Genomic DNA, 23,186 nt, shown 5'->3' on the forward strand with positions numbered 1-23,186 from the left:
AGCGAAGCGCAACCGACCCGGGTGACTCCGGGCAGACCGCGCGGAAGACCCACTCAACCACGCGGAACCCGAGGAACAGACCCTTACCGAACGAAGGGGTCCTTCACCACGCCCAACCTGAGGAAGGACCCCTCATCACAACGGCATCCGCCCCGCGGCCCGCGCAGCGGACCGAACAATCAGAAGCGAAGCGCAACCAACCCGGGTGGCCCCAGACAGGCGGCGCGGAAGGGCCCCGTCACCACCCCGAGCGGGACGAAGGGGCCCTTCATCGCAACAGCGTCCCCGCAGTGGGCCGAACAATCAGAAGCGAAGCGCAACCGACCCGAGTGGCCACCGACAGACCTCGCGGAAGACCCACTCAACCACCCGGAACCCGAGGAACCGGGCCCATACCGAACGAAGGGGTCCTTCCCCACGCCCAACCTGAGGAAGGACCCCTTCGTGGCAACGGCTTCGCCGGGCTTGTCAGTGGGTCGTGTAGGTGAGGCAGTTCGCCGCGTGGTCGCCCTCGCCCGGGCCTACGCGGACTGCGGACGCGGTGCACTCCAGGTTCTTGTTGTGGACGCAGTCGGCCCTCGTGCAGGCGCCTACCTGGGACACGATCTTCGGCAGGCCGCCCTTCGCGGACAGCGGGATGAAGGTGCCGCAGTCCGCCGCGCCGTTCGAGCCGCTCACCGTGATGGCGAACGCGTGGCAGCCCTGGTGGTCGTTGTACGAACACGCGGTGACGGTGCACTCGCTCACAGCGGGCATTTCCGTGGTGGTCATCTTCGCAACTCCTCCGGGAACAGTTCGGCGCATAAAACGTTGCCACCACTTTTATGCGTCCGCAACACGAAGGGTTAGGCCATCCTTACCTTATCTGCCTGCGGAAACGTGCCGAACAGAAAAGTCAGGAACGATTTCGGACCGAGGACGCCTGGGCCCACGACTCGAAATCGAGCACCGCGTCGAAAGTGCCGCCCGCGGCGATCGCCACCGTTCGTTTTATGTCCGCGACCAGGGCCGGGTCCAGCGCCGCGTAACGGGTCGCCGTCGCCACCGCCGTGGCCACCGGGTCGTCCACAACCTCCAGCACCAACCCGGCCGCGGCGGCCGTCGGCGCGTCCAGCGTGGCACCGTCCAGCAGCACCGCCATCGCGCGTTGCGGGCCCAGCGCACGCACGAGGAAGTGCGTGCACCCACCACCCGGGTGCAGCCCCAACCGGGTGAACGTGAACCCGAATCGCGCCCGCGGCCCCGCCACCCGCAGGTCACAGCACAGCGCCAGGTTGGCACCGGCGCCGACGGCCGCGCCCTGCACCGCCGCGATCGTCGGGATCGGCAGGCGGCGGACCCGCAGGAAGCTCTCGTACGTGGCACGCAACCGGTCCCGCACCGCGTGTACCGGCAGACCGGGCGGGCCGAACGTCGCGTCCAGGTCGGCGCCCGCGCAGAACGCCGTGCCGTTGCCCGTCACCACCAGCGCCCGGGCGTCCGCGTCGGCCGCCACCGTGTCGACGGCCGACACCAGCGCCTCCTGCAGCGCGGGCGAGATCGCGTTCCGCTTGCCGGGGTCGTCGAGCCGCAGCAGCCGCACGCCGGGAGCCGGTTCTTCCAGCAGCACAAGGGACATCGTCACGCTCCCGGTCGGGTGGTCACGGCCGTCCACAACGTCTCCTCGTCGGTGGCCACGAGGTCGTGCAGGCGGCTCGCCCACCGGTGACCGGTCTCGTCGCGGAGCGCCCACAGCAACGTCGTGTAGCGGTGCAACGAATGCTCGTGGGTGATGCCCATGGCGCCGTGCAGCTGGTGGGCCAGCCGCGCGACCGTCGTCGCCACCGGTTCCAGCAGCGTGGCCGCCGCGGCGACCCGCGACGGTGTGCGGTCGAGCGCGGCGGACGCGGCGACCTCCAGCAGCACCCGCGCGCACTCCATCTCCGCCATGCGGTGCGCGACGGCCTGCATGCGCGCGAGCGGCCGGCCGAACTGGACCCGGGCGGCGACGTGCTCACGCGTCAGCCGGCACACCGCCTCGACCGCGCCGAGCGCCGCGTGCACCCGGAGCACGGTGAGCCCGGCCGCCTCCGCCGCCACCTCCTCGGCCGGCACGTCGACGCAGGTCACGCGCATGCGTGGCCGCCCGGCGACGTCCCGCCACGGCCGGGCGGTCACGCCGTCGGCGGCCAGGTCGACCCGCGCGGCGGCCGAGTCGCCGAGCAGCAGCACCGCGTCCGACGGCATGTCCCCCGCGACGTCCGCGGTGGCCGTGACCCGGCCGTCCCGGACGACGAGGTCCGCCGCCACCGCCGCGCACCCGGTGGCGACCTCGGCCAGCGGGAGCGGCAGCGCGTGCCGGCCGGTCGCCCGGACGAGGGCGGCGAGGTCGGCGAACGTGCCGCCGGAGCCGCCGTCGGCCTCGTCGACGCCGACGGTCGTCCAGCCCAGGTCGACCATCGTCGGCCACGGGTCGGCGGCCGAACCCAGCACCTCGTCGGCCATGCGGCCCACGTCGTCGACGTCCGGTGGGGGCGCCTCGCGGGACACGATCGTCAGCAGCATCTCGTCGGTGCCGCCGCGGATCGAGAAGCCGGGCGCGGCGAGCTGGGCCTGCGCGAGCAGCCCGGCGAGCCCGTCCCCGCCCAGCTCCGGCACGACGCCGGTCGCGGTGCGGGCCACGTCGACGAGGTCGCGTTCGAACGTGGTGCCGAGGTACTTGAGCACGGCGGCGGCCGCGGCCGGGGCCTGCCCGGCGTCCATCCGCTCCGCCACCCGGCACGCCAGCTCCCGCAGCGTCATCAGCCGCGCCACGACCACGCCGACCGCGGCGGGGTCGTGCGGCCGGTCGAGCAGCGCCGCGAGCAGCGGGTACGTGGACAGCACGCGTTCCATGCCGCCGCGTTCGAACGACAGCTGCTCGGTCACCTGCCGCCAGCCCGCGCCCTCGGCACCGATCACGTGGTCGGCCCGGACGTGCTCAAACAGGACCTCGTTGAAGTGGTGCTCGCCGGACAGGTCGAGGATCGGGCGGACCGTCACGCCCGGCGCGCTCATGTCCACGACGAACTCGGTGAGGCCCTCGTGCTTGCCGCCGCTGTCGTCGGTGCGGGCCAGGACGTACGCGTGGGTGGCGCGGTGCGCGTAGGTGGTCCAGATCTTGCTGCCGCTGATGTGCCACCCGGAGCCGTCACGCACCGCCTTCGTGCGCACGGACGCGAGGTCCGACCCGGACTCGGTCTCGCTCATGCCGAGGCAGAACGTCACCTCACCGGCGGCGATGCCCGGCAGGACGGCCGCCCGCAGTTCGGGCGAGCCGTTGCGGAGGATGGCCGGGCCGATCTGGCGGTCGGCGATCCAGTGCGCGGCCACGGGTGCGCCTGCCCGCAGCAGTTCCTCGGTCACGACGAGCCGGGCCAGGTTGGACCGGCCGGCGCCGAAGGGCGCCGGCCAGGTGATCCCGATCAGCCCGCGCCGCGCCAGCTCACGGGTGAACGCGGCGTCGTGCCCGCGCATCCACCCGTCGCAGCGCGGCGGGACGTCGTGTTCCGCCACCAGTTCGCGGACGGTGCGGCGCAGCTCGTCCAGTTCGTCACCCATTCACGGCCTCCCGCGCCACCACGTAACCCCGCTTCGCCGCCTCGGTCAGCACCTCGGCGGCCACCGACATCTCCCGCTCCGACGGCGGCGCCTCCGGCACCGCGCCGGACGTGTCGACGCCCAGCTCCCGCAGCCGGTCCGCGAGCACGTCGCCCGTCGTCGTGAGCAGCCGCGGCTCGGCACCGAGCCGCACGGTCCCCCAGCGGGTGCGCAGCCGCACCGGCCCGCCGGGCGCGGCGGTGACGTGCTCGACCCGCGCGACGATCCGCCCGGGGTCCGCGCCGCCGTACAGCAGCAGCAGGTCACGGGCAGCCGCGGCGGCGTCCGGCGCGCCACCACCGCCGGGCATCCGCACCCGCGGCGCCCGGTAGTCGCCGACCGCGGTCGAGTTGACGCGGCCCGCCAGGTCGACGTTCGCCGCGTCCAGGACCACCAGGTCGGCGCGGCGCACGAGCGTGCCGAGCACGTCCCCGCGCCACACGACCGCGTCCCCGAACGCGGCGAAGTCCGTGGTGGAGGTCGGCAGCTCGGCGGCGGGGCCCTCGGTGGCGAACCCGGCCTCGAACAGCTGGCGGAACTTCCGGTCGTTCAGGCGCGCGGCCACCTCACCCGCCAGCACCGGCCAGTGGAACCCGGTGAACACCCAGCCCCGGAACTCCCTCGCCGCCAACGCAAGGAACGAGACGACCTCCCCGTTCACGCCATCCCCCCGGCGTAAGCCACGCAACCCTCCGTCGCCAACCAAGCCCCGAACAACCGCCGGAACGGCCGATCACCCAGGCACTCGGCCACCTCAACCACCCACACCAGCCAGCCGAACACCCAGCCCCGGAAATCCCTCGCCGCCAACGCCAAGAACGACACAACCTCCCCGTTCACGCCATCCCCCCGGTGTAGGCGGCGACGTCCCTCGGGTACCGGCCCGGTACGCCGTCGGGAGCGGCCGCGCCGGGTGACAGCACGACCGTGTCGACGAGCAGGCCCGGCAGGTCCGCGCGCACGCCGTCGGGCAGGCCGAGTTCCTCCGCGACCACCACCACCCGGCTCGCCGCCTGGGCCGCCGCCATCGCCTCGCCGGGTGGGGCGCTGAACACGCTGTTGCCGTCCGCGTCGGCGCGGTCGGCGTGGACGAACGCCACGTCGACCGGCAGCGCGCTGACCACGGTCGCCTCCCCGAACGGGCTGCTCACCCGCGCCAGCATGCCGCCGGACCAGTCGTCGGTCGCGTAGCCGGTGCCGGGGTGCACGTGGACCGGCGCGAACGGCAGGCCCTGGGCCGCGGCGCCGAGTGCCGCGGCGAGCACACCCATCGGCAGCTCGTGCCACCGGATGTCACTCCCGTCCTGCCAGGCGCGGCGGAAGTGCCAGGTGGGCGCGGGGCCGACCGCGTTCCAGCAGTGCGCGAACGTCGCCTCGGCCACCACCCCGGCGCCGATCAGCCGGTCCAGCAGCAACCCGCCCGACGCGAGGACGACGTGGAGCCCGCGGACCTCCTGCCGCACCAGCTCCTCCCCCACCGCGAACAGCTGGGTCCCGAAGTTGCCGAGCCACACGGTGTCGCCGGGGCGCACGGTGGCGACGGCGTCGGCGAGCGCGGTCACCGGCGGCTCCCGGCGGCCTGCCGCACCAGGAGCTGCGCGGGCCGGTACCGCGGATCGCCGAACCGGGCCAGCAATCCCCGCAATCCCGCCAGCACCTCGGCGGGGCCGGTCTGCGCCAGGTACTCCCACGGGCCGACCGGGTGGTTCATGCCGAGCCGCAGCGCGAGGTCCACGTCGGCGGCGTCGGCGGTGCCTTCCTCGACGAGCGTGACCGCCTCGTTGACCATCGTGTGCGCCAGCCGGTCGACCACGAGCCCCGGCAACGCGAGCACGGGCACCGACGCGGCGCCGAGCGCGTCCGCGACGTCGAACGCCGGCGCGATCCTCGCGACCTCGTCGGTCACCACCTCGGCGAAGAACCCGTCCTCGACCCGGTGCAGCCGCACCCAGCCGACGCCGTCCGGCAGCACGGACACCCAGCCACCGTGCGAGGAGTCCACGACGACCCGGCCGTGCCTCGCCAGCGACGTCACCACCGCCACGTCGGCGTCCGCGCACGTCGACGTCCGGTACACCACGATGTCACCGTCCCCGTCGGACGGCAGCGGGAGCTGCGGCGCGCCGGGCCCGGTGATCCGCACCCGCGAGGACGACGGCGACGGCTGCCGGGTGACCTCCGCCTGCGCCGCCTTCGGTTTACCCTCGGCGTAGTCGTAGTAGCCGCGGCCCGCCGCCCGGCCGGTCGTGCCCGCCCGCACCAGTTGCCGGGTCAGCGGGATCGGCCGGTACCGGGGGTCGCCGAACTCGCGCAACGCGGTCTCCGACGAGCCGAGGTGCGTGTGCAGTCCGGTGAAGTCCAGCAGTTCCAACGGACCCATGCGGTGCCCGAGCGCACCGCGCACGGCCGCGTCGACCACCGGCGCGGCCACGCCTTGGGTGACGAGGAGCTGCGACTCGTAGTACAGCGGGCGGCAGACCCGGTTCACGATGAAGTTCGGCGAGTCAGCGCACAGCACGGCCGTCTTCCCGAGCGCGGCGACCCACTCGCGCGCCCGCGCCACCACCTCCGGGTCGGTGCGGGCGCCGCGGATGATCTCGACGAGCCGCATCTTCACGGGCGGGTTGAAGAAGTGCATGCCGACGACCCGCGCCGGGTCGCCGTACGCCACCCCGAGCTCGCCGATCGACAGCGACGACGTGTTGGACGCGACGACGAGCTTCTCGTTGCCGGCCGACCGCACCTCGTCGAGCAGGGATCGCTTGGCGTCCATGCGTTCCACGATCGCCTCGACGAACAGGTCCGCGTCCCGCACGGCCTCGGCGACGCTCGCCGCCGTGGTCACCTCGACCGGGCCGTCCGCCAGCATCAGCGCGTGCCCGCGGGCGGTCGCCTCCGGGTCGGCGTCCACCACGGTCACGGTCGCGCCCGTCTCCGCGAACACCCGTGCGATCCCGCGTCCCATCGGGCCGAGCCCGGCCACCACGACCCGCATCACGCCACCCGCTCGATCACCGCGGCGACACCCTGGCCGCCGCCGACGCACAGGCTCGCGACACCCAGCGCGGCGTCGCGGCGGGCCAGTTCGTGCAGCAACGCGACGACGAGGCGGCAGCCGCTCTGCCCGGTCGGGTGCCCGAGCGCGATGCCGCCGCCGTTGACGTTGACGCGCTCCTCGTCGAGTTTCAGCTCGCGGACGTTCTGCACGACCTGCGCGGCGAACGCCTCGTTGATCTCGACCAGGTCGAGGTCCGATGTGGACACCCCGGCCCGGTCGAGCGCCCTCGGGATCGCGGCGGTCGGCCCGATGCCCATGACCGTCGGGTCGACGCCGACCGCGCTGAACGACCGCATCCTGCCCTGCGGGGTGAGGCCGTGCGCGGCGACCGCGTCCGCACTGGCCAGCACCACGGCCGCGGCGCCGTCGGCCATCTGGCTCGCGTTGCCCGCGGTCACGGTGCCGCCGTCGGCGAAGGACGGCGTGAGCCGGGCGAGGCGCTCGGCGGTGGTGTCGGTGCGGAAACCCTCGTCGCGGTCGAGCACGTCGCCGTCCGGCAGCGGCACGTCGACGACCTGGTCCGCGAAGTACCCGTGCGCCCACGCGGCGGCGACCCGCTGGTGGCAGCGCAGTGCCCACGCGTCCTGGTCCGCGCGCGACACCCCGTACCGGGCCGCGATGTTCTCCGCGGTCTGCCCCATGTTCAGCCCGCACACGGGGTCGGTGCCACCGTCGCGCCAGCCGTCGGCGAGCACGATGTCGCCGCGCTTCACCCCGCCCCACCGCAGCGCGCCCGGCGCGAGGTAGGGCATCGTGCTCATCGACTCGGCCGCCACCGCGACCGCGATGTCGGCTTCGCCGGACGCGATCGACCGCCACGCCAGCTGCACGGCCTTGAGCCCGGACGCGCAGGCCATGTTGATGGTCTGGGACGGTGCGGTCTCGGGGAACCCGGCCCGCAGCGCGACCTGGCGGCCGGGGTTGGGCCCGTTGCCCGCCTGCCTGCAGTTGGCGAGCACGACCTCCTCGACCAGCTCCGGCCCGATGCCCGCCCGCGCCACCGCCTCGCGGGCGGCGAGTGTCGCCAGCTCGACCACCGGGGTGTCACGCAGGGAACCGCCGTACCGCCCGTTGGGCGTGCGGACGGCGCCGAGCAACAGCACGTCACGGGACACGGTGCACCTCCGAGTGTTCCGCGCGGACCACCCGCCGCGCCTTGTGGGTCGTGCGGGGCAGCGCGCCCGGCGCGACGATGTCGATCACGGCCCGCACCTGCAGCTCCGTGCGGAGCGCGGCGGCGAGCCTGCCACGCAGCTCGCGGTCCTCGACGGCTTCGACCTGCACGCGCAGCGCCGTCGGGTAACCGGTGACGGGGTCGGCGAGCGCGGGGTCGAGGACGACGCGGAACTCCGCGAGGTCGCCGACGGTGTGGCGGACGACGTTCTCGACCGCCGACGGAAACACGTTCACGCCACGCACCACCAGCATGTCGTCGGCGCGCCCGCGGACACCGCCGACGAGCCGCGCGTGGGTGCGGCCGCAGTCGCACCGGGCGCTGTCGCGGACCACGACGTCCCCGGTCCACCACCGCACCAGCGGGCAGGCCTCCTTGTCGAGGTGCGTGAGCACGAGGACGCCCGGTTCGCCGTCGGGCACGGGCGCGCGGGTGACCGGGTCGACCACCTCGGCGTACGCGAAGTCCTCCGCCAGGTGCCCGCCGGCCTGCGCGGCGCACTCCCACGCGGTCGGCTGGAACTCGAGGCAGCCGTAGCCGTCGTGGCAGCGGGCACCCCACTCGCGTTCGATCAGCGCGCGGGTGGCGGGGACCTGGCCACCCGGTTCGCCGCCGACCATCACGTGCCGGACCGCGGACTCGGCGAGGGGCCTGCCGAGGCCGCGGGCGCGGTCGGCGAGGTGCAGCAGGAACGACGGCGTGCCGCCGACGGCCGTGGTGCCGTAGCGGAAGATCGTCTCGATCTGCCGTTCGGTGTCGCCGGAACCGCCGGGGATGACGGTCGCGCCGAGCCGCGTGTAGCCGAGGGTGCCGCCGAGCCCGCCGACGAACCACGCGAACGAGAACAGGCACTGGTACACGTCGCCGGGCCGCACGCCCTGGCTGTATGCGGCGCGGGCGTACAGGTCGGCCCAGCGGTCGAGGTCCCGGCGGGTCCAGCCGACCGGGGTGGGCACGCCGGTGGTGCCGGACGAGAAGTGCAGCCGCGCGAGGTCTTCCCGCCCTACCGCGAGGAAGTCGCCGTAGGGCGGGTGCTCGTCGATGGACCGCTGGTAGCCGGCCTTGTCGGTGAACGGGAGCGCGGCGAGGTCGTCGAGGCCGGTCAGGTCGGCGGGGTGCCAGCCGAGGTCGTCCCACTGGCGGCGGTAGTGGCGGCTGGTCTCGTGGAGGCGGGTGAGCTGGGCGCGCAGCCGCTCCAGTTGGTGGTCGCGGAGCCGTTCCCGCGGCCACGTCTCGCAGTCGTGCAGGGTGTGCCGCGTCGCCATGGTCAGACCGCCTCGAGCACGTTGCCGGTGCACATGGTGCCCGCGGGGCCGCCGAGGAACGCGACCAGCGCGGCGGTGTCCGCGTGCGGGGTCGCGATGATCGCGTTGACGCGGACGCCGCGGGGCGCGGCCTCGCGGGCGAGACTGCGGCACAGGGACGTCACCGCGCCGGTGAGCGCCGGACTGTCCACTGTGGTGCACCGGAGGAGCACGCCGTCGCCGGGCGCGGCGGCCACGACCGCGTCCCTGGCGGCGACGAACGCGTCGGCGAGCGCCGCGGCGACCGCGCCGGACGCGGTCTCCGCGAGCCCGAACTCGCCCGTGACCTCGACGACCCGCTGGCTCACGCCACGGCCTCCGCGGCGATCGCACGCGACAGCACCAGGCGCTGGATCTCCGACGAGCCCTCGTAGATCTCCAGCACGCGCTGGTCGCGGTAGAGCCGTTCGGCCGGGCACGGCTTGCAGAAACCGTCACCGCCGTACACCTGGACCGCGAGGTCGACGGCCCGGTGCGCGACCTCGCTCGTGTGCAGCTTCGCCATCGCCCCCGGCAGTGACACCGGCTGGCCGGTGTCGTACGCCTTCGCCGCCTCGTAGGTCAGCATGCGCGCGGCGGACAGGTCGACGGCGAGATCGGCGAGCCGGAACCCGATGCCCTGGTTCTCGATGACGGGCTTGCCGAACGTGTGCCTGCGCGCGGCTTCCCGCGCGGCGAGCCGGTACGCGGCGTACGCGATGCCGAGTCCTTGCGCCGCAACGCTCACACGGCCGAGGTCGAGCGTCCGCAACGCCAGTTTCAGGCCGCGGCCGACCTGACCGAGCACGTCGCCCGCCGTGACGCGCACGCCGTCCAGCTTGAGGTTGCTGGTGCGGGTGCCGCGGATGCCCATCTTGTCCTCGATGCGGTCGATCGTCACCCCGGGCGCGCCTGCGGGCACGACGAACGCGGTGATGCCGCGCGCACCCGCGCCGGGGTCGGTCTTCGCGAACACCACGTACCGGGTCGAGACGCCGCCGTTGCCGATGTAGATCTTCTCGCCGGTGAGCCGCCACCCGTCGCCGTCGGGTTCCGCGCGGGTGCGGATGGCGGCCGCGTCGCTGCCCGCGCCCTCCTCGGTGAGCGCGAAGCTGATCGCCTCGCCCGCACGCAGCGGGCCGAGCAGGTCACGCTTCTGGTCGTCGGTGCCCGCGAGGCGGACCGGCACCGCACCCAGCGCGTGCGCGGCGAGGATGGCGCCGGTCGACGCGCACGCGGCGGAGACTTCCTCGACCACGGCGGCGATCGCGGTCATCGACAGGCCCGCGCCGCCGTACTCGGCGGGCACGAGCATGCCCGACAGTCCGGTTTCGACGAACGTCTCGACGTGCTCGAACGGGTACCGCTGCGCGCGGTCGAGCTCCTCGGCCAGCGGCGCGAACCGTTCCGTCGCGACCTTGCGCGCCAGGTCCCGCCACCTCGTGGCGTCGGCGTCCAACGTCGGTTCCCAGAGCACCGTCACGGCCGCGCCTCCTTGCCAATCCTTGCCAAAATCAACGTCGACGTAGATGCTGACAACGGTACACAGGGGACCTATGAAGTCAAGGGGCTGCCGAGCATGGGCAAGGTCACCGTCAGCACGGACGATCCGGTCGCGGTCGTCACGCTGGACTCGCCGGAGAACCGCAACGCGCTGTCGACCGACCTGCTGGTCGAGCTGGCCGGCGCGCTCGACGACCTGGACGCCGATCCCGCTGTGCGCGCGATCGTCGTGACCGGCGGCGGCACGTTGTTCGCGTCGGGCGCGGACGTGCGGCTGTTGCGGGACGTCGCGCCGGTCGAGTACGCGGGGTCGGCGCGCGGCGCGTGCTGGCGGCGGATCGGCGCGGTGGAGACGGTGCTGGTCGCGGCGGTCGCCGGGGTCGCGCTGGGCGGCGGCTGCGAGCTGGCGCTGGCGGCGGACCTCGTGGTGGCGGCCGACACCGCGGTGTTCGGACAGCCGGAGGTGAAGCTGGGGCTGGTGCCCGGCGCCGGCGGCACGCAGCGGTGGGCGCGGGTGGCCGGGCGGTACGCCGCGGCCGGCGTTGTCCTCACAGGACGGACGGTGGACGCGTTCGAGGCACGGGACCTCGGCCTGGTGCACCGGATCGTGCCCGCGGAACGGCTGGTGCCCGCGGCGGTCGCGGTGGCGTCGGAGGTCGCGGCGAACGGACCGCTGGCCGTGACGGCGGCGAAGGCGGCCGTGCGGCGGGCGGAGGAGGTGCCGTTGTCGGCGGCGCTGGAGTACGAGCGGCAGCAGTTGCTGCTGATGCTGACGAGTGAGGACCACGTCGAGGGGATCACGGCGCTGCTGGAGGAGCGGGCGCCGCGGTTCACCGGGCAGTGAGGAGCGGCATGGACATCGCACGGATCTCCCCTTCCGAGGCGGAGTTGCGGGCCGCGGCGCGTGCCGGCACGCCAGTGCTGGTGACGGCGGCCGGGCTGCGCTGCTCACCGGAGGTCGTGGCGTTCCTGCGCCGGCTGGAATCGGCGGCGCTCCCGACCGCGGCGGTCGTGAGTGGACGGTGCGACGCGAGCGCGCTGGCCGTGCTCGCGACGGTGACGCTCGGGTTCGTGACCGACGACGTGGTGGTGGACGTGGACGCCGCGACCGTGCTCGCGCTCGGCCTCACGTCGTCCCTGCCGGCCGCGCTGGGCGGTGCACGGGCACGGGGCCTGTTGTTCGCGGAGTCGGTGAACGCCCACACGTTGCGCGCGTCCGGGTTGGCCCGGTTCGGCGACCCGTCGGCGGCGGTCAGGCGGCTGGCGGAGCCGTCGGCCGCGCTGCTGGCGCGGTCGTTGTGGTTCGCCGGGCGGTCCACACCCGCGCAGGCGCGGGACTACGACCGCGAGTTGCTCGCATGAGCGCGCTGGTGTTCGGGTGCGGGCCGATCGGCGCACGGGGCGACGCCGGGCGGGCCGAGTCGCTGGCCGCGCTCAGTGCGGCGTGGGCGGGCGGCGTCCGCGACTTCGACACGGCGCCCAGCTATGGGGACGGCGCGGGCGAACGCCTGCTCGGCGAGGCGCTGCGGAGGTGGCCGCGGGAGTCGGTGCGCGTGTCGACGAAGGTGGGCCGCGTGCGGATGGCTCTCGCGGATCCGTACGGCACGGCGTCGGTGCGACGGGAGCCCTTGTTCGACTTCACCGCGACGGCCGTGCGGCGGGGGGTGGCCGAGAGCCTCGACCGCCTGGGGCTGGACCGCCTCGACACGGTGTACGTCCACGACCCGGACGACCACCTGGAGGTGGCGCTGGCGGAGACGGTCCCCGCGCTGCGGGAACTGCCGGAGGTGGGCGCGGTGGGGGTGGGCACGACGTCGGTGGCGACGGCGCGGGCGCTGCTGGGGGTGGTGGACGTGGTGATGATCGCGAACCGGTGGAGCCTCACCCGCCGGGACGCGGCCGGGCTGCTGGACGCCTGCGGCGCGGCGGGCGTGACGGCGCTGGCGGCGGCCCCGTTCGACTCGGGCTTGCTGGCCGATCCGGGCGGGAGGTACCTCTACCGGGACGCACCCGCCGAGGTGCTGGCGCGGGTACGGGTGATGACGGCGATGTGCGAGGCACACGGGGTGCGGCTGCCACAGGCGGCGCTGGGGTTCCCCCTGCGGCATCCGGCGGTGAGCGGGGTGGTCGCGGGCATGCGCTCGGCGGCCGAGGTGCGGGAGAACCTCGCGTTGCTCCGGGAACCGGTCCCGGAGACACTGTGGACGGCGCTGGATCAGCTCGTCACATAGGCCTCGAAGACCCGGTCCGCCTTCTCGTCGTGCCACATCGGACCGGGCGGGTAGTAGAACGCGAACTCGTCGATGCCCGCCTCGCGGTAGCGGCCGGTGAAGTCCGCCACCGCGGCCACCGAACGCCAGATCGGCTGCTCGGTGACCGCCGGGCTCCCCGCCAGCAGCATCTTCCTGATCGGGCGGTCGCCCAGCGCTTCGGCGCGGCGCCTCGTCACCGCCAGGTGGTCGGCCTCGCTCAGGCCGAAACCCCCGTAGGAGACCCAGCGGTCCGCGTACTCCGCCGCCAGCCGCAGCGACCTCCGACCGTGTGCGGCGATCGTCAGCGGGATGCGGCTGACGGGTGCCAGTGCGGGGAAGGACGTCAGGACCGGGTCTCCGCGCAGTGCCGCCGACACCGTCGACACCACCTCCGCGAACGGCACCTCCCGGCCGGCCGCGCGGTCGGCCGCCGCGTACCCCGCGCCCAGGCCGAGTTCGAGGCGCCCACCCGAGATGTGGTCCACCGACAGCGCGTGCCGCGCCAGTACCGCGGGCGGCCGCAGAACCCCGTTGGCCACCAGCGAACCCAGCCGGACCCGGGACGTCGCCGCCGCGAGTGCGGGCAGCACGCTCCACGCGTCCAGCCACGGCTGCTCCGGGCGCGCGGGGTTGAGCAGGTGGTCGTCCACCCACACCGCGGCGACGCCCATGTCCTCCAGGCGCCGCGCGTGGACGAGCAGCTCCCGCCAGCTCACGCCGGGGATGAGCAGTGCGTGGATCATCGTGGGAAGCCACCCACCTTCGCGACCCGGCCCGGCACGGGCACACCCAGCTTCCCGGTCACCCAGCGGGCGTGCGCGATGGTCTCGTCGAGGTCCAGGCCGGTGTCGTAACCCATGCGGTGCAACGTGTAGACCACGTCCTCCGTGGCGACGTTGCCCGACGCGCCCGGCGCGAACGGGCACCCGCCGATGCCGCCGAGCGACGCGTCCAGCGCCCGCACCCCGCTGCGCACGGCCGCCACCGCGTTCGCCACGCCGGTGCCGCGGGTGTCGTGCAGGTGGATGCGCATCGGCACCGTCGGCGACAGCTCGCGCAGGATCCCGAACCGGGTCTCCACATCGGACGGCACCGCCACGCCGATGGTGTCGGCGAGGCACACCTCGTCGGCGTCGATGTCGGCGACCGCGGCGGCCACCGACGTGAACCGGTCCTCGGCGACCTCGCCCTCGAACGGGCACCCGAACGCGGCGCCGATCGTGACGGCCACCCGCACCCCGTCGACGCGGCCCCGGCCGCGGATCTCCCGCACCACGTCGAGGGCGTCGAGGGTGCCCATGCCCTGGTTCCTCCGGCTGAACGTGTCGCCGGCGAGCACGACCGTCGTCACCTCGCGGATGCCGCAGGCGACCGCGCGTTCGTAGCCGCGGACGTTGAGCACGAGCGCGCTGTAGGCGACACCGCCGGCCGGCAACGCCGTCGCGACCTCGGCGGCGTCGGCCAGCTGCGGCACCCGGTCGGGACGGACGAACGACGTCACCTCGATCCGCCGCACGCCGGTCCGCGCGGCCCGGTCGACCAGCTCCAGCTTGTCCGCTGTGGACAAGGTGGTGGCCTCGTTCTGCAGCCCGTCCCGCGGTGACACCTCGACGATCTCGACGCGCTCCACGCGGCGCCTCCTATCCGGTGAGGGACGCGGCCGAGACGAGCCCGGATCCCCCGTCCAGTTCGATCAGCGCGCCGCTCACGGCGTCGGCCACCCCGGACCCGAGCGCGGCCACCCACTCGGCGACCTCGGCGAGCGCCGTGTCCCGGCCGAGCGGCGTGGTCGCGACGATCCGCGCCAGGACGTCCGGTGGCAGTTCGTCGCCGACGCCGGCGGTGAGCACCGTGCCGGGCGCGAGGCAGAACAGGCGGACGTCCCGCCACTGCCGGGCGAGCGACCGGGTCAGCGCCGCGACCCCGGCGCGGGCGGCGGCGGAGTGCGCGAGGCCCGCGATACCGCGGTCCGGCGCGGACAGGGACAGGTTCACGACCCGGCCACCCGCGAGGCCGGGCCGCGCCGCCCGCAGCAGCGACGCGAGCGCGGTGAGGTTGAGGTCGGCGACGGCGGCGAACCCGCGCCGGGAGATGTCGGCGGCAGGGGCGACGAACTGGCCGCCCGCGTTGTTGACCAGCAGGTCCAGCGGTCCCAGCCCGGTGACGAACGCGGCGGCGGCGTCCCGGTCGCGGATGTCCAGCGGGGTGTACCGGAACCGCTCCCCCGCCAGCTCGGCGGTCCCGGCGAGCGCGCCGGCCCGCCGCCCGACCCCGGCGACCGACGCGCCCAGCTCGACGAGCCGCAGGGCGACCGCCCGCCCGATGCCGGACCCGGCGCCGGTGACGAGCGCGGTCTTCCCGGCCAGGGCGTTCCCGGGCAACACCCGGCAGTCGTCCGGCCGCGGGGCGGTCACGACAACCCCGGCACGGGTGCGAGCAACCCGCCGTCGACCGGCAGGACCACGCCGGTCACGAACGGGGCGCCGTCGAGCAGCCACCACACGGCCTCGGCCACCTCCTCGGGTTCGGCGGCCCGCCCGACGGGGTGGGCGGCGGCGAAGTCGTCGAGGCCGTCGACCAGCCCGGTGCGGACGAGACCCGGCGCGACGGCGTTCACGCGGACGCCCCTGGACGCGTACTCGACCGCGGCGGTCCTGGTCAGCCCCACGATGGCGTGCTTGCTGGCGACGTACGCGCTCGACCGCGCCACCCCGCGCACCCCGGCCCCGGACGCGGCGTTGACGATCGCGCCGCCGCCGGCGGCGAGCAGGTGCGGGAGCTGGGCGCGCATGCACGACAGGACCCCGCCGACGTTGACCCGCTGCACGCGCCAGAACACGTCGTCGGGGTAGTCGGCCAGGTCGGCCCACACGCCGGTGATCCCGGCGTTGTTGTACGCGAGGTGCAGCCCGCCACCCCAGGCGACGGCCTGCTCGACGGCCGCCGTGACCTCGTCAGGCCGGGCGACGTCCACGCGCACGGCGAGCCCGTCGAACTCGGACGCCACGGCCCGCGCGGCGTCGAGGTCCCGGTCCGCGACCACGACGGCGACACCCGCCCTGGCGATCCGCCGCGCGGTGGCGGCACCGATCCCCCGCCCACCACCGGTCACGAACGCGACCCGGCTCACCTCCGGCACCACCCCACCGCCCCCGCGCGACGCGCGGGGCGTGGCTGCGTCCGGGCGGTCAGTTCTTGGGGGCCAGTGAGGACAGTGCCATCTCGATGAACACCTCGCCGAAGTCGGCCAGGCTGCGTTCGCCCTCCGGGTTGTACCAGCGGTGGATCCAGTTGAACATGCCGATGATGCCCATGACGGCGATCGACGGGTCGATGTCCGAACGGAACTCGCCCGCGTCCGCGCCCGACTTGATCACCTGCGCGAGCACGCGGCCGTACCGGTCGGCGTTCTCGCGGATGTGGTCGGCCTCCGGGCCGGACATCACCTGGTGCACGTTCTCGCTGAGGAAGATGAACAGCTCCGGCAGCTCCGCCATCGTGCGCACGTACTCGCGCAGCGCCGCGGCGAGCCGTTCGGGCGCCGGGTCGGGCTGGGCCGCGACCTCCTCCAGCCGGGTGCGCATGGTCTCGATCGGGTCGTGCAGGAGGCCGACCAGCAGCTCCTCCTTGGTCCCGACGTAGTAGTACAGCGTCGCGCGCCGGATGCCCACCTCGGTGGCCACGTCCTCCAGCGTCGACTGGCCGTACCCGAGCCGGGTGAACACCCGGCCCGCGCCCGCGAGGATCTCCTCCCAGCGGGCGTCCGACCGGCGGCCGCTCGCCTGCCTGCGTTCCATCCGCCTGCGCGCGATGTCGCTCGCAGGCTCGGCCTTGGTCGCCGTACGGCGTTGACGTGGCGCGGCCACTACCGATCGAACCCCCTCGCGGTTCCGAGACCCTGTCGGCCCCCACCCTAGACCGCACGGAGCGCCCGTTTGAGGACCTTCCCGCTGGCGTTGCGGGGAAGTTCGGTGTCGACCTGGAACGTCGCGGGCACCTTGTACCCGGCCAGCCGGTCGCGGCAGTACGCGCGCACCGCCGCCTCGTCGAGCGAGGCGCCCGTCTCGAGCACCACGTGGGCGCGCACGACCTCGCCCCAGTGCTCGTCCGGCACGCCGACCACGGCCACCTCGCGGACCCCCGGGTAGCGGCCGAGCACGTCCTCGATCTCCACCGGGTAGATGTTCTCGCCGCCCCGGATGATCATGTCCTTCTTGCGCCCGGACAGGTACAGGTAGCCGTCGGCGTCCCGCCACGCCATGTCCCCGCCGCGGAACCAGCCGTCGACCAGCACCTTCGCGGTCTCCTCCGGTTGGTTCAGGTACCCGGACATGACCGCGTCGGAGCGGGTGACGATCTCGCCGACCTCGCCGTCCGGCACGTCGTTCATGTCGTCGTCGCACAGCCGCAGCACCACGCCCATACCGGCCTTGCCGATGGACCCGAGCAGGTGCTCCTGGCCGGCGAGGGCGAGCCGGTGGTCCTCCGGGGTGAGCACGGTCTGCAGCCCCGCCTCGGTGCCCGCGCCGAACATGTTCATGAAGTCGCAGTGGAACCGGTCCATGGCCCGCCGCAGCAGCGACGGCGACATGGGCGCCGCGCCGTACCCGATCGATCCGAGCTTGGCGAAGTCGCCCTCGATCACGGCAGGCTCGTGCAGCAGCGTGTCGATCATCGTGGGGACGAGGAACACGCCGTCCAGCTCGCGGTGCGCCATCCAGTGCGCGACGGTCTTCGCGTCGAACGCGGGCAGCACGAGCGACGTGTGTCCACGTGCGACGCCCGCGAGCGTGTAGAGCATGCCGCCGACGTGGAACAGCGGCGCCGCCGAGTAGTGGAACGAGATGTTCGTCATCCGCCGTTCGACGATGCACTGCATGACCATGTGCTTGGCCATGCGCTGGCTGTGCATGACGCCCTTCGGCAGCGCGGTGGTGCCGCTGGTGAACGCGAGGCACACCAGCTCGTCGTCGGCGACGGGCGTGTCGATCTCGACGTCGTCGCCGTGCTCGACCAGCGACTCGTACGACTCGTCCCCGGACGCCGAGTCGTAGCTGATCGTCGCCTTCAGACCCGGCACGTCGACCGCGCGCACCATGTCGGTGTAGCGGTCGGAGAAGAACAGCACCTTCGCCTCGGCGGTGCGCAGCAGCGTCTGCAGCTCCGGCTTCGCGAGGCGGAAGTTCAGCGGCACGTACACGGCGCCGAGCTTCATGCAGGCGAGCAGCGTCTCCACGTACCGCGGCGAGTCGGTGGCGAAGAGGGCGACCCGGTCGCCCTTCTCCACCCCCATCCGCCGCAGGGCCGAGGCGATGCGGTTGACCCTGCTGTTGACCTCGCGGAAGGTGTAGCTGTCGGTGTCGGTGACGAAGCAGGCACGGTGCGGCACCGTGCTCGCGTTGATGCGGATCCAGTCCGCGATGCGGGAGTTCTGCTGGACCACCATTGTCCACTCCGGAGTTGTCGCAAGAGGTCAGGACAGCTTCGGCATTACCTCGGTGCCGATCAGTTCGATGGAGCGCATCACCTTCTCGTGCGGGATGTTGTACGACTGCACGAGCAGGAGCAAGATGTCGACACCGACCGCTTCGTAGCGTCGGCACATGGACACGAAGTGGTCGGGGTCGCCACAGAGGACGGTCTCGTTGTTCACCAGGTAGTCGAAGTCCAGGTCCGTCAGGTCCATGCCGCCGAGCAGCTTGCGGGCGTACTCGTAGCTGCCGAGGTTCGTGCCCTCCTGCCACGCGCCCAGCTCGGCGATGGTCTTCAGCGACGTCTGGATGTACCACGGGAACGCCTCGCGGGAGTCGGCGTGCGCCTCCGCGGTGGTCTCCGCGCAGTGGGCCTGCGCGAACGTGGCGATCCGGTTGTTGACGAACTTCCCGACGGGTTTCACCTGTTCGAGGCCGTCGTGGTAGCGGGCGATGCGCTTGGTGAGCGCCTCCGGTGGCACCGCGACCGAGAAGGACAGCAGGCCGAGCCCCTTCTGCCCGATGATCTCGTGGCTGTCGGCGCTGGAGCTGGCGCCCCAGATCGGCGGGTGCGGCGCCTGCATCGGTTTGGGCACGACCCCGCGCGGCGGCAGCTTGAAGAACTCACCGTCCCAGCTGAACTCCTCCTCGGTCCAGCAGCCGACGATGACGTCGAGTGCCTCCTCCCACATGGGGCGGGTGTCCGGCGGGCTGATGCCGAAGCCCTCGATCTCCAGGCGGGTGCCGGACCGGCCGGTGCCGAACTCGAGGCGGCCCTTGGACAGGATGTCCACCGTGGCCGCCGCCTCCGCGGCCCGCACCGGGTGGTTGTACGGGAACGGCAGCAGCCGGACGCCGTGGCCGATGCGGATGTTCTCCGTGCGGGCGGCGATGGCGCCGTAGAACACGCCGGGCGCCGAGGAGAACGAGTACTCGTCGAGGAAGTGGTGCTCGACGGTCCACACGCTGTGGAACCCGAGCCGGTCGGCCAGCTCGATCTGCTGGAGGGTGTTCTCGAAGGCGTGGTAGGCGCTGTCCGGACCCCACGGGCGCGGGACGGGCAGCTCGTACATCAGGGCGAGCTTCATGCTGCGGCTCCCGCGATGGATCCGGTGTGGACGGTACCGGGCGTCAGCCCGAGGTCGTACGCGACGAGCAGGCCGCTCAGGCCGAACGTGACGTACAGGGCGCCGTCGGCGCCGACGCAGCAGTTGGTGGGCTGCGTGCCGTCGCCGGTCTCGATCGACTCCTTCAGCGCACCGTCCACGTAGACATGGATGACGTTCCCGACGCTGCCGCACACGTACAGGGTGCCGTCGCCGTCGAAGGCGAACCCGTCGGGCATGCCCGACGGCAGCTTCAACACCTGCCGCGGCTCGCCGAACTCACCGCCGGACACCTCGAACGCGAGCACCTTGCGGGTCAGCGACTGGCTCAGGTACAGCCGCCCGTCCGGGCCGAACGCGACGCCGTTGGGCATCGCGGGCACCTCGACGTGACCGAGCCGGGTACCGTCCGGTCCGATGGCGACGATCCGGCCGGGCCGGATGTTCCGCAGGTCCTCCCAGTTGGCGCTGTCGGTGACGTACAGCGTCCCGTCCGGGCCGAAACACAGGTCGTTGGGCCGGTGCGGCGCCTCGCCGGGCAGCGTGCCGCCGACCGCGGTGACCGTGCCGTCGGGGTCGACGCGCTGGACGCACCCGTCGAACTCGCGCGGCGCGTGCCAGTAGCCGGTGCCCTCGGCGGAGAGGCCGCCGTTGTTGGCGACGTACACCTCACCGGACGCGCCCAGCGCGCTGCCGTTCGGGCCGCCGCCGCAGTCGCCGAGGACCGTGACCGTGCCGTCGGCGGCGACCCGGCTGACCGACTCGCCCTTCATCTCCACGACCGCGACCGACCCGTCACCCAGCCAGGAAGGGCCTTCGGGGAAGCGGAGTCCACTCGCGACGACGCGGGGCGCGGTCATGCCCGCGCTCCCGCGGCTTCCAGCTCCGCGAAGTCCACCGGCGGCACCTCTTTCAGGCGCGGCATGACCTCGGACGCGAACAGGCGCATGTTGGCCTCGGCCATCTCGTGGGACATGCCGGAGAACGAGCAGACCGCGTTGAAGCCGTCGTTGCCGACCTTGGACCGGATGTCCATGATCCGCTCGTAGCACTGGTCTGGGGTGCCGTAGATCTGCAGCTCGATGAAGTTGTCGACGACCTTGGACGAGCCCTTGTTCTGGATGTAGGACGCGAGCTTGCGGTAGTACTCGTAGCCCTGCGTGTTCGCGAAGTGCCTGCCGCCCAGTTCGTAGTGCGACATCACCGACTCGTAGTAGGCGCCGATGTACTCCTGTGCCATGTCCTTGGCCTTGACCGGGTCGTGGTCGCAGCACACCCAGCCGGTGACCATCGGCGCGGGCGCCTCGGCGCCCTTCAGCTCGCGGAACTGCTCGCGATAGGTCCGCATGTCGGACGACACTTCTTCCCAGTCCTTCTGCGGGTTGATGAGGATGCCCGCGCCGACGTCGGCCATGATCCGCACCGACTCCGGCGACACCGCGGCCGCGTACAGGCGGTTGCGGAACGACTTCACGGGCTTGGGCCGCAGGTCCCGGCGCGGAATCCGGTAGTACTCGCCGTCCGCCTCCAGTACGCCGGTCTCCAGCGCGCGCAGCACGATCTCGGCCGACTCGACGAACCGCGCCCGCGACTCGTCCATCGGGATCCGCAGGCCCTCGAACTCGATCCGGCCGAGGCCGCGGCCCATGCCGAAGATGAACCGGCCGCCGGACATCAGGTCCAGCATCGTCACCTGCTCGGCGACCCGCACCGGGTCGTGCCACGGCAGGATCACCGCGCCGGAGCCCAGCAGGATGTTCTTCGTGCGACCGGCCATGTAGGACAGGAACTGCACCGGGTCCGGGCACATCGTGTACGAGGTGAAGTGGTGCTCGACGCCCCACAGCATCTCGAAACCGAGCGGCTCCGCGAGGTCGCACAACGCCAGCTCGTCGCGGTAGACGCGCTGGTCGTCGGCCGCGTCGCCGCCGCCCTGGAAGATCGTGGTGTATCCGACTCGCATCTGGTCCTCAGACCCTCTCTGTGTTCGATCGGTCGCTTCGCTGCTCCGCTCCCGCGACGTGCAGCCGCTGGTAGGTGCCGTGGCAGAAGACCAGCGGGCGCCCGGCGGAGCGCGCCGCCAGGTCGTGCACGTTCGCCAGCACGAACCGGTGGTCACCCGCGTCGCTGACCGACTCGGCGGAGCAGTCGAACCACGCGAGCGCGGTGTCCAGCACCGGGGACCCCATCGGTGACGGGTGCCAGCCGACACCCGCGAACTTGTCGCCGCCGCGCATCGCGAACGCGCGGCAGGTCGCCTCGTCGTCGTCGGCGAGGACGTTGACCGTGAACCGGCCGACCGGCTCGATCCGCGGCCACGTCGTCGAGTCGTGCGCCACGAAGAAACCGACGAGCGGCGGGTTCAGCGACACCGACACGAACGACCCGACGGCGAGCCCTGCCGGGCCGCTGTCCGTGGTCGCCGCCACGACGGCCACTCCCGTCGGCACGTGCCGCATGACGTGGCGGAACCGGTCGGGCGTGATCTCCTCGGCCATCGTCGTCACCACGACTCCCGTCCGTCGGTGGTCCCGGTCGAGGCCAGCCCGAGGTCGTGGCCCAGCCGGACCTGCTTGGTGTGGAGGTAGTGCACGTTCTGCGGCGCCGGGACCGTCCGGAGTGGACGCGCCGTGACCCGCAGCCCGGCGGCGCGCAGGGCACGCACCTTGTCCGGGTTGTTGGTCAGCAGCACCACGTCCGTGAGCCCGAGCCCGGTCAGCAGCGCGGCGGCGGGCGCGAAGTCGCGGGCGTCGGCCGGGTGCCCGAGCCGCAGGTTCGCGTCCACCGTGTCCGCGCCGCGGTCCTGCAGCGCGTAGGCGCGGAACTTGTCCGCGAGGCCGATGCCCCGCCCCTCGTGCCCGCGTTCGTAGACCAGCACACCGCGGCCCGCCTCGGCGATCGCCCGCAGGCCGGAGCGGAGCTGCTCGCCGCAGTCGCACCGCAGCGACCCGAACAGGTCACCGGTCGCGCACTCGGAGTGCACGCGGACCAGCACCGGGTCCGGTCCGGACAGGTCGCCCATCGACAGCACCAGGTGCTCGGTGCCGTCGGTGTCGGTCGTCAGTGCCGCCGTGAACTCGCCGTACGCGGTCGGCAGCGGGATGTCCGGTACCTCGCGCTCCCGGCGGCGGGCCGCGACGATGTCCGCGATCCCGACCACCGGCAGGTCGTAGCGGGTGGCGAACGCGGCGACGTCCTCGCCGCGGACCATGCCGCCGTCCGGACGGGTCAGCTCGCAGATCACCATCACCGGCTCGATCCCCGCCATGACACCGAGATCGACCGCGGCCTCCGTGTGCCCGGCGCGCCCGAGGACGCCGTCCGGGTGGGCGCGGAGCGGGAACATGTGGCCGGGGCGGGAGAAGTCGGCCGGGCGGGCGTTCGGGTCGGCGAGCTTGCGGGCCGTGATCGCACGGTCACTCGCGCACACGCCGGTGGTCGTCCGTTCGAGCGCGTCGACGCTGACCGTGAACGCGGTGCTGTGGCGCTCGGTGTTGTCGGTGACCATCAGCGGCAGGTCCAGTGCGCCGGCCCGCTCCGCCGTCATCGGCACGCAGACGATCCCCGAGCTGTGCCGCAGCAGGAACGCCATCTTCTCCGGCGTCATCGAGGCGGCGGGGAGCACGAGATCGGCCTCGTTCTCCCGGTCCGCCGCGTCCACCACGACGACGAACTCGCCGCGGGCCAGGGCCTCGAGCGCGTCGTGCAACTTGCCAACCAT

Annotated in this window: 24 protein-coding genes; 3 read left to right on the plus strand and 21 right to left on the minus strand. The window is 73.2% G+C overall.

What is annotated here, in order from left to right; genetic code table 11:
* Positions 1 to 468: 468 nt before the first annotated feature.
* The 10 genes from ACYQ77_RS12730 to ACYQ77_RS12775 form a co-directional block, all read right to left on the minus strand.
* Positions 469 to 771 (minus strand): DUF1540 domain-containing protein, encoded by a 303-nt coding sequence (locus ACYQ77_RS12730; protein WP_459710626.1) that lies wholly within the window; start codon positions 769 to 771, stop codon positions 469 to 471.
* Between the two features lie 124 nt (positions 772 to 895).
* Positions 896 to 1,618: an enoyl-CoA hydratase gene (locus ACYQ77_RS12735; RefSeq protein WP_459710627.1), complete on the minus strand. Its 723-nt coding sequence runs from the start codon at positions 1,616 to 1,618 to the stop codon at positions 896 to 898.
* A 2-nt stretch (positions 1,619 to 1,620) separates the two neighbouring features.
* Positions 1,621 to 3,579, minus strand: coding sequence for an acyl-CoA dehydrogenase family protein (locus ACYQ77_RS12740; protein ID WP_459710629.1), 1,959 nt, complete (start codon positions 3,577 to 3,579; stop codon positions 1,621 to 1,623).
* The gene (locus ACYQ77_RS12745; RefSeq protein ID WP_459710630.1) at positions 3,572 to 4,279 is read right to left on the minus strand and encodes a hypothetical protein; all 708 of its coding nucleotides are present in this window, start codon (positions 4,277 to 4,279) and stop codon (positions 3,572 to 3,574) included. The genes ACYQ77_RS12740 and ACYQ77_RS12745 overlap by 8 nt, the downstream gene beginning before the upstream one ends.
* Before the next feature lie 175 nt (positions 4,280 to 4,454).
* Positions 4,455 to 5,180: a CoA-transferase gene (locus tag ACYQ77_RS12750; protein WP_459710632.1), complete on the minus strand. Its 726-nt coding sequence runs from the start codon at positions 5,178 to 5,180 to the stop codon at positions 4,455 to 4,457.
* Positions 5,177 to 6,613 (minus strand): 3-hydroxyacyl-CoA dehydrogenase NAD-binding domain-containing protein, encoded by a 1,437-nt coding sequence (locus ACYQ77_RS12755; protein ID WP_459710634.1) that lies wholly within the window; start codon positions 6,611 to 6,613, stop codon positions 5,177 to 5,179. Before ACYQ77_RS12755 ends, ACYQ77_RS12750 begins: the two co-directional genes overlap by 4 nt.
* Entirely contained in the window at positions 6,613 to 7,791 is a 1,179-nt protein-coding gene (locus ACYQ77_RS12760) for a thiolase family protein (protein WP_459710636.1), read from the minus strand. Before ACYQ77_RS12760 ends, ACYQ77_RS12755 begins: the two co-directional genes overlap by 1 nt.
* Entirely contained in the window at positions 7,781 to 9,115 is a 1,335-nt protein-coding gene (locus ACYQ77_RS12765; protein WP_459710638.1) for a phenylacetate--CoA ligase family protein, read from the minus strand. Before ACYQ77_RS12765 ends, ACYQ77_RS12760 begins: the two co-directional genes overlap by 11 nt.
* 2 nt (positions 9,116 to 9,117) lie before the next feature.
* Positions 9,118 to 9,462 carry a Rossmann fold domain-containing protein gene (locus ACYQ77_RS12770; protein ID WP_459710640.1) on the minus strand — a complete coding sequence of 115 codons (345 nt, stop codon included), beginning with the start codon at positions 9,460 to 9,462 and terminating at the stop codon, positions 9,118 to 9,120.
* Positions 9,459 to 10,616: an acyl-CoA dehydrogenase family protein gene (locus ACYQ77_RS12775; protein ID WP_459710642.1), complete on the minus strand. Its 1,158-nt coding sequence runs from the start codon at positions 10,614 to 10,616 to the stop codon at positions 9,459 to 9,461. Before ACYQ77_RS12775 ends, ACYQ77_RS12770 begins: the two co-directional genes overlap by 4 nt.
* Before the next feature lie 96 nt (positions 10,617 to 10,712).
* Here ACYQ77_RS12775 and ACYQ77_RS12780 point away from each other — a divergent pair, with 96 nt between their 5' ends.
* The 3 genes from ACYQ77_RS12780 to ACYQ77_RS12790 are packed head-to-tail and all read left to right on the plus strand — an operon-like array spanning position 10,713 to position 12,867.
* A complete protein-coding gene (locus ACYQ77_RS12780; RefSeq protein WP_459710643.1) occupies positions 10,713 to 11,480 on the plus strand; it encodes an enoyl-CoA hydratase-related protein in 768 nt (255 codons plus the stop codon).
* A gap of 8 nt (positions 11,481 to 11,488) precedes the next feature.
* On the plus strand, positions 11,489 to 11,998 hold the full coding sequence (locus tag ACYQ77_RS12785; RefSeq protein WP_459710645.1) for a hypothetical protein: 510 nt from the start codon (positions 11,489 to 11,491) through the stop codon (positions 11,996 to 11,998).
* Positions 11,995 to 12,867 carry an aldo/keto reductase gene (locus ACYQ77_RS12790; protein ID WP_459710646.1) on the plus strand — a complete coding sequence of 291 codons (873 nt, stop codon included), beginning with the start codon at positions 11,995 to 11,997 and terminating at the stop codon, positions 12,865 to 12,867. Before ACYQ77_RS12785 ends, ACYQ77_RS12790 begins: the two co-directional genes overlap by 4 nt.
* Here the strand turns inward: ACYQ77_RS12790 and ACYQ77_RS12795 are convergent.
* Genes ACYQ77_RS12795 through ribB form a run of 11 tightly spaced genes read right to left on the minus strand, consistent with a single transcriptional unit; the run spans position 12,852 to position 23,186 of the window.
* Positions 12,852 to 13,631 (minus strand): LLM class flavin-dependent oxidoreductase, encoded by a 780-nt coding sequence (locus tag ACYQ77_RS12795; protein ID WP_459710648.1) that lies wholly within the window; start codon positions 13,629 to 13,631, stop codon positions 12,852 to 12,854. The two genes, ACYQ77_RS12790 and ACYQ77_RS12795, sit on opposite strands and share 16 nt — an antisense overlap.
* Entirely contained in the window at positions 13,628 to 14,518 is an 891-nt protein-coding gene (locus ACYQ77_RS12800; RefSeq protein ID WP_459710650.1) for a hydroxymethylglutaryl-CoA lyase, read from the minus strand. Before ACYQ77_RS12800 ends, ACYQ77_RS12795 begins: the two co-directional genes overlap by 4 nt.
* A gap of 10 nt (positions 14,519 to 14,528) precedes the next feature.
* The gene (locus tag ACYQ77_RS12805) at positions 14,529 to 15,302 is read right to left on the minus strand and encodes an SDR family NAD(P)-dependent oxidoreductase (protein WP_459710652.1); all 774 of its coding nucleotides are present in this window, start codon (positions 15,300 to 15,302) and stop codon (positions 14,529 to 14,531) included.
* Entirely contained in the window at positions 15,299 to 16,027 is a 729-nt protein-coding gene (locus tag ACYQ77_RS12810; protein WP_459710654.1) for an SDR family NAD(P)-dependent oxidoreductase, read from the minus strand. The genes ACYQ77_RS12805 and ACYQ77_RS12810 overlap by 4 nt, the downstream gene beginning before the upstream one ends.
* Before the next feature lie 49 nt (positions 16,028 to 16,076).
* A complete protein-coding gene (locus ACYQ77_RS12815) occupies positions 16,077 to 16,754 on the minus strand; it encodes a TetR/AcrR family transcriptional regulator (RefSeq protein WP_459710656.1) in 678 nt (225 codons plus the stop codon).
* A gap of 47 nt (positions 16,755 to 16,801) precedes the next feature.
* Positions 16,802 to 18,334 (minus strand): class I adenylate-forming enzyme family protein, encoded by a 1,533-nt coding sequence (locus ACYQ77_RS12820; RefSeq protein WP_459710658.1) that lies wholly within the window; start codon positions 18,332 to 18,334, stop codon positions 16,802 to 16,804.
* Between the two features lie 27 nt (positions 18,335 to 18,361).
* Positions 18,362 to 19,447, minus strand: coding sequence for an LLM class flavin-dependent oxidoreductase (locus tag ACYQ77_RS12825; RefSeq protein WP_459710660.1), 1,086 nt, complete (start codon positions 19,445 to 19,447; stop codon positions 18,362 to 18,364).
* On the minus strand, positions 19,444 to 20,325 hold the full coding sequence (locus ACYQ77_RS12830) for an SMP-30/gluconolactonase/LRE family protein (protein ID WP_459710662.1): 882 nt from the start codon (positions 20,323 to 20,325) through the stop codon (positions 19,444 to 19,446). Before ACYQ77_RS12830 ends, ACYQ77_RS12825 begins: the two co-directional genes overlap by 4 nt.
* Positions 20,322 to 21,428, minus strand: coding sequence for an LLM class flavin-dependent oxidoreductase (locus ACYQ77_RS12835; RefSeq protein WP_459710664.1), 1,107 nt, complete (start codon positions 21,426 to 21,428; stop codon positions 20,322 to 20,324). Before ACYQ77_RS12835 ends, ACYQ77_RS12830 begins: the two co-directional genes overlap by 4 nt.
* 7 nt (positions 21,429 to 21,435) lie before the next feature.
* Positions 21,436 to 21,963 carry a flavin reductase family protein gene (locus ACYQ77_RS12840; RefSeq protein ID WP_459710770.1) on the minus strand — a complete coding sequence of 176 codons (528 nt, stop codon included), beginning with the start codon at positions 21,961 to 21,963 and terminating at the stop codon, positions 21,436 to 21,438.
* 5 nt (positions 21,964 to 21,968) lie between these two features.
* Positions 21,969 to 23,186 (minus strand): 3,4-dihydroxy-2-butanone-4-phosphate synthase, encoded by a 1,218-nt coding sequence (gene ribB / locus ACYQ77_RS12845; protein ID WP_459710666.1) that lies wholly within the window; start codon positions 23,184 to 23,186, stop codon positions 21,969 to 21,971.

The organism is Actinophytocola sp. KF-1, assembly GCF_054661535.1.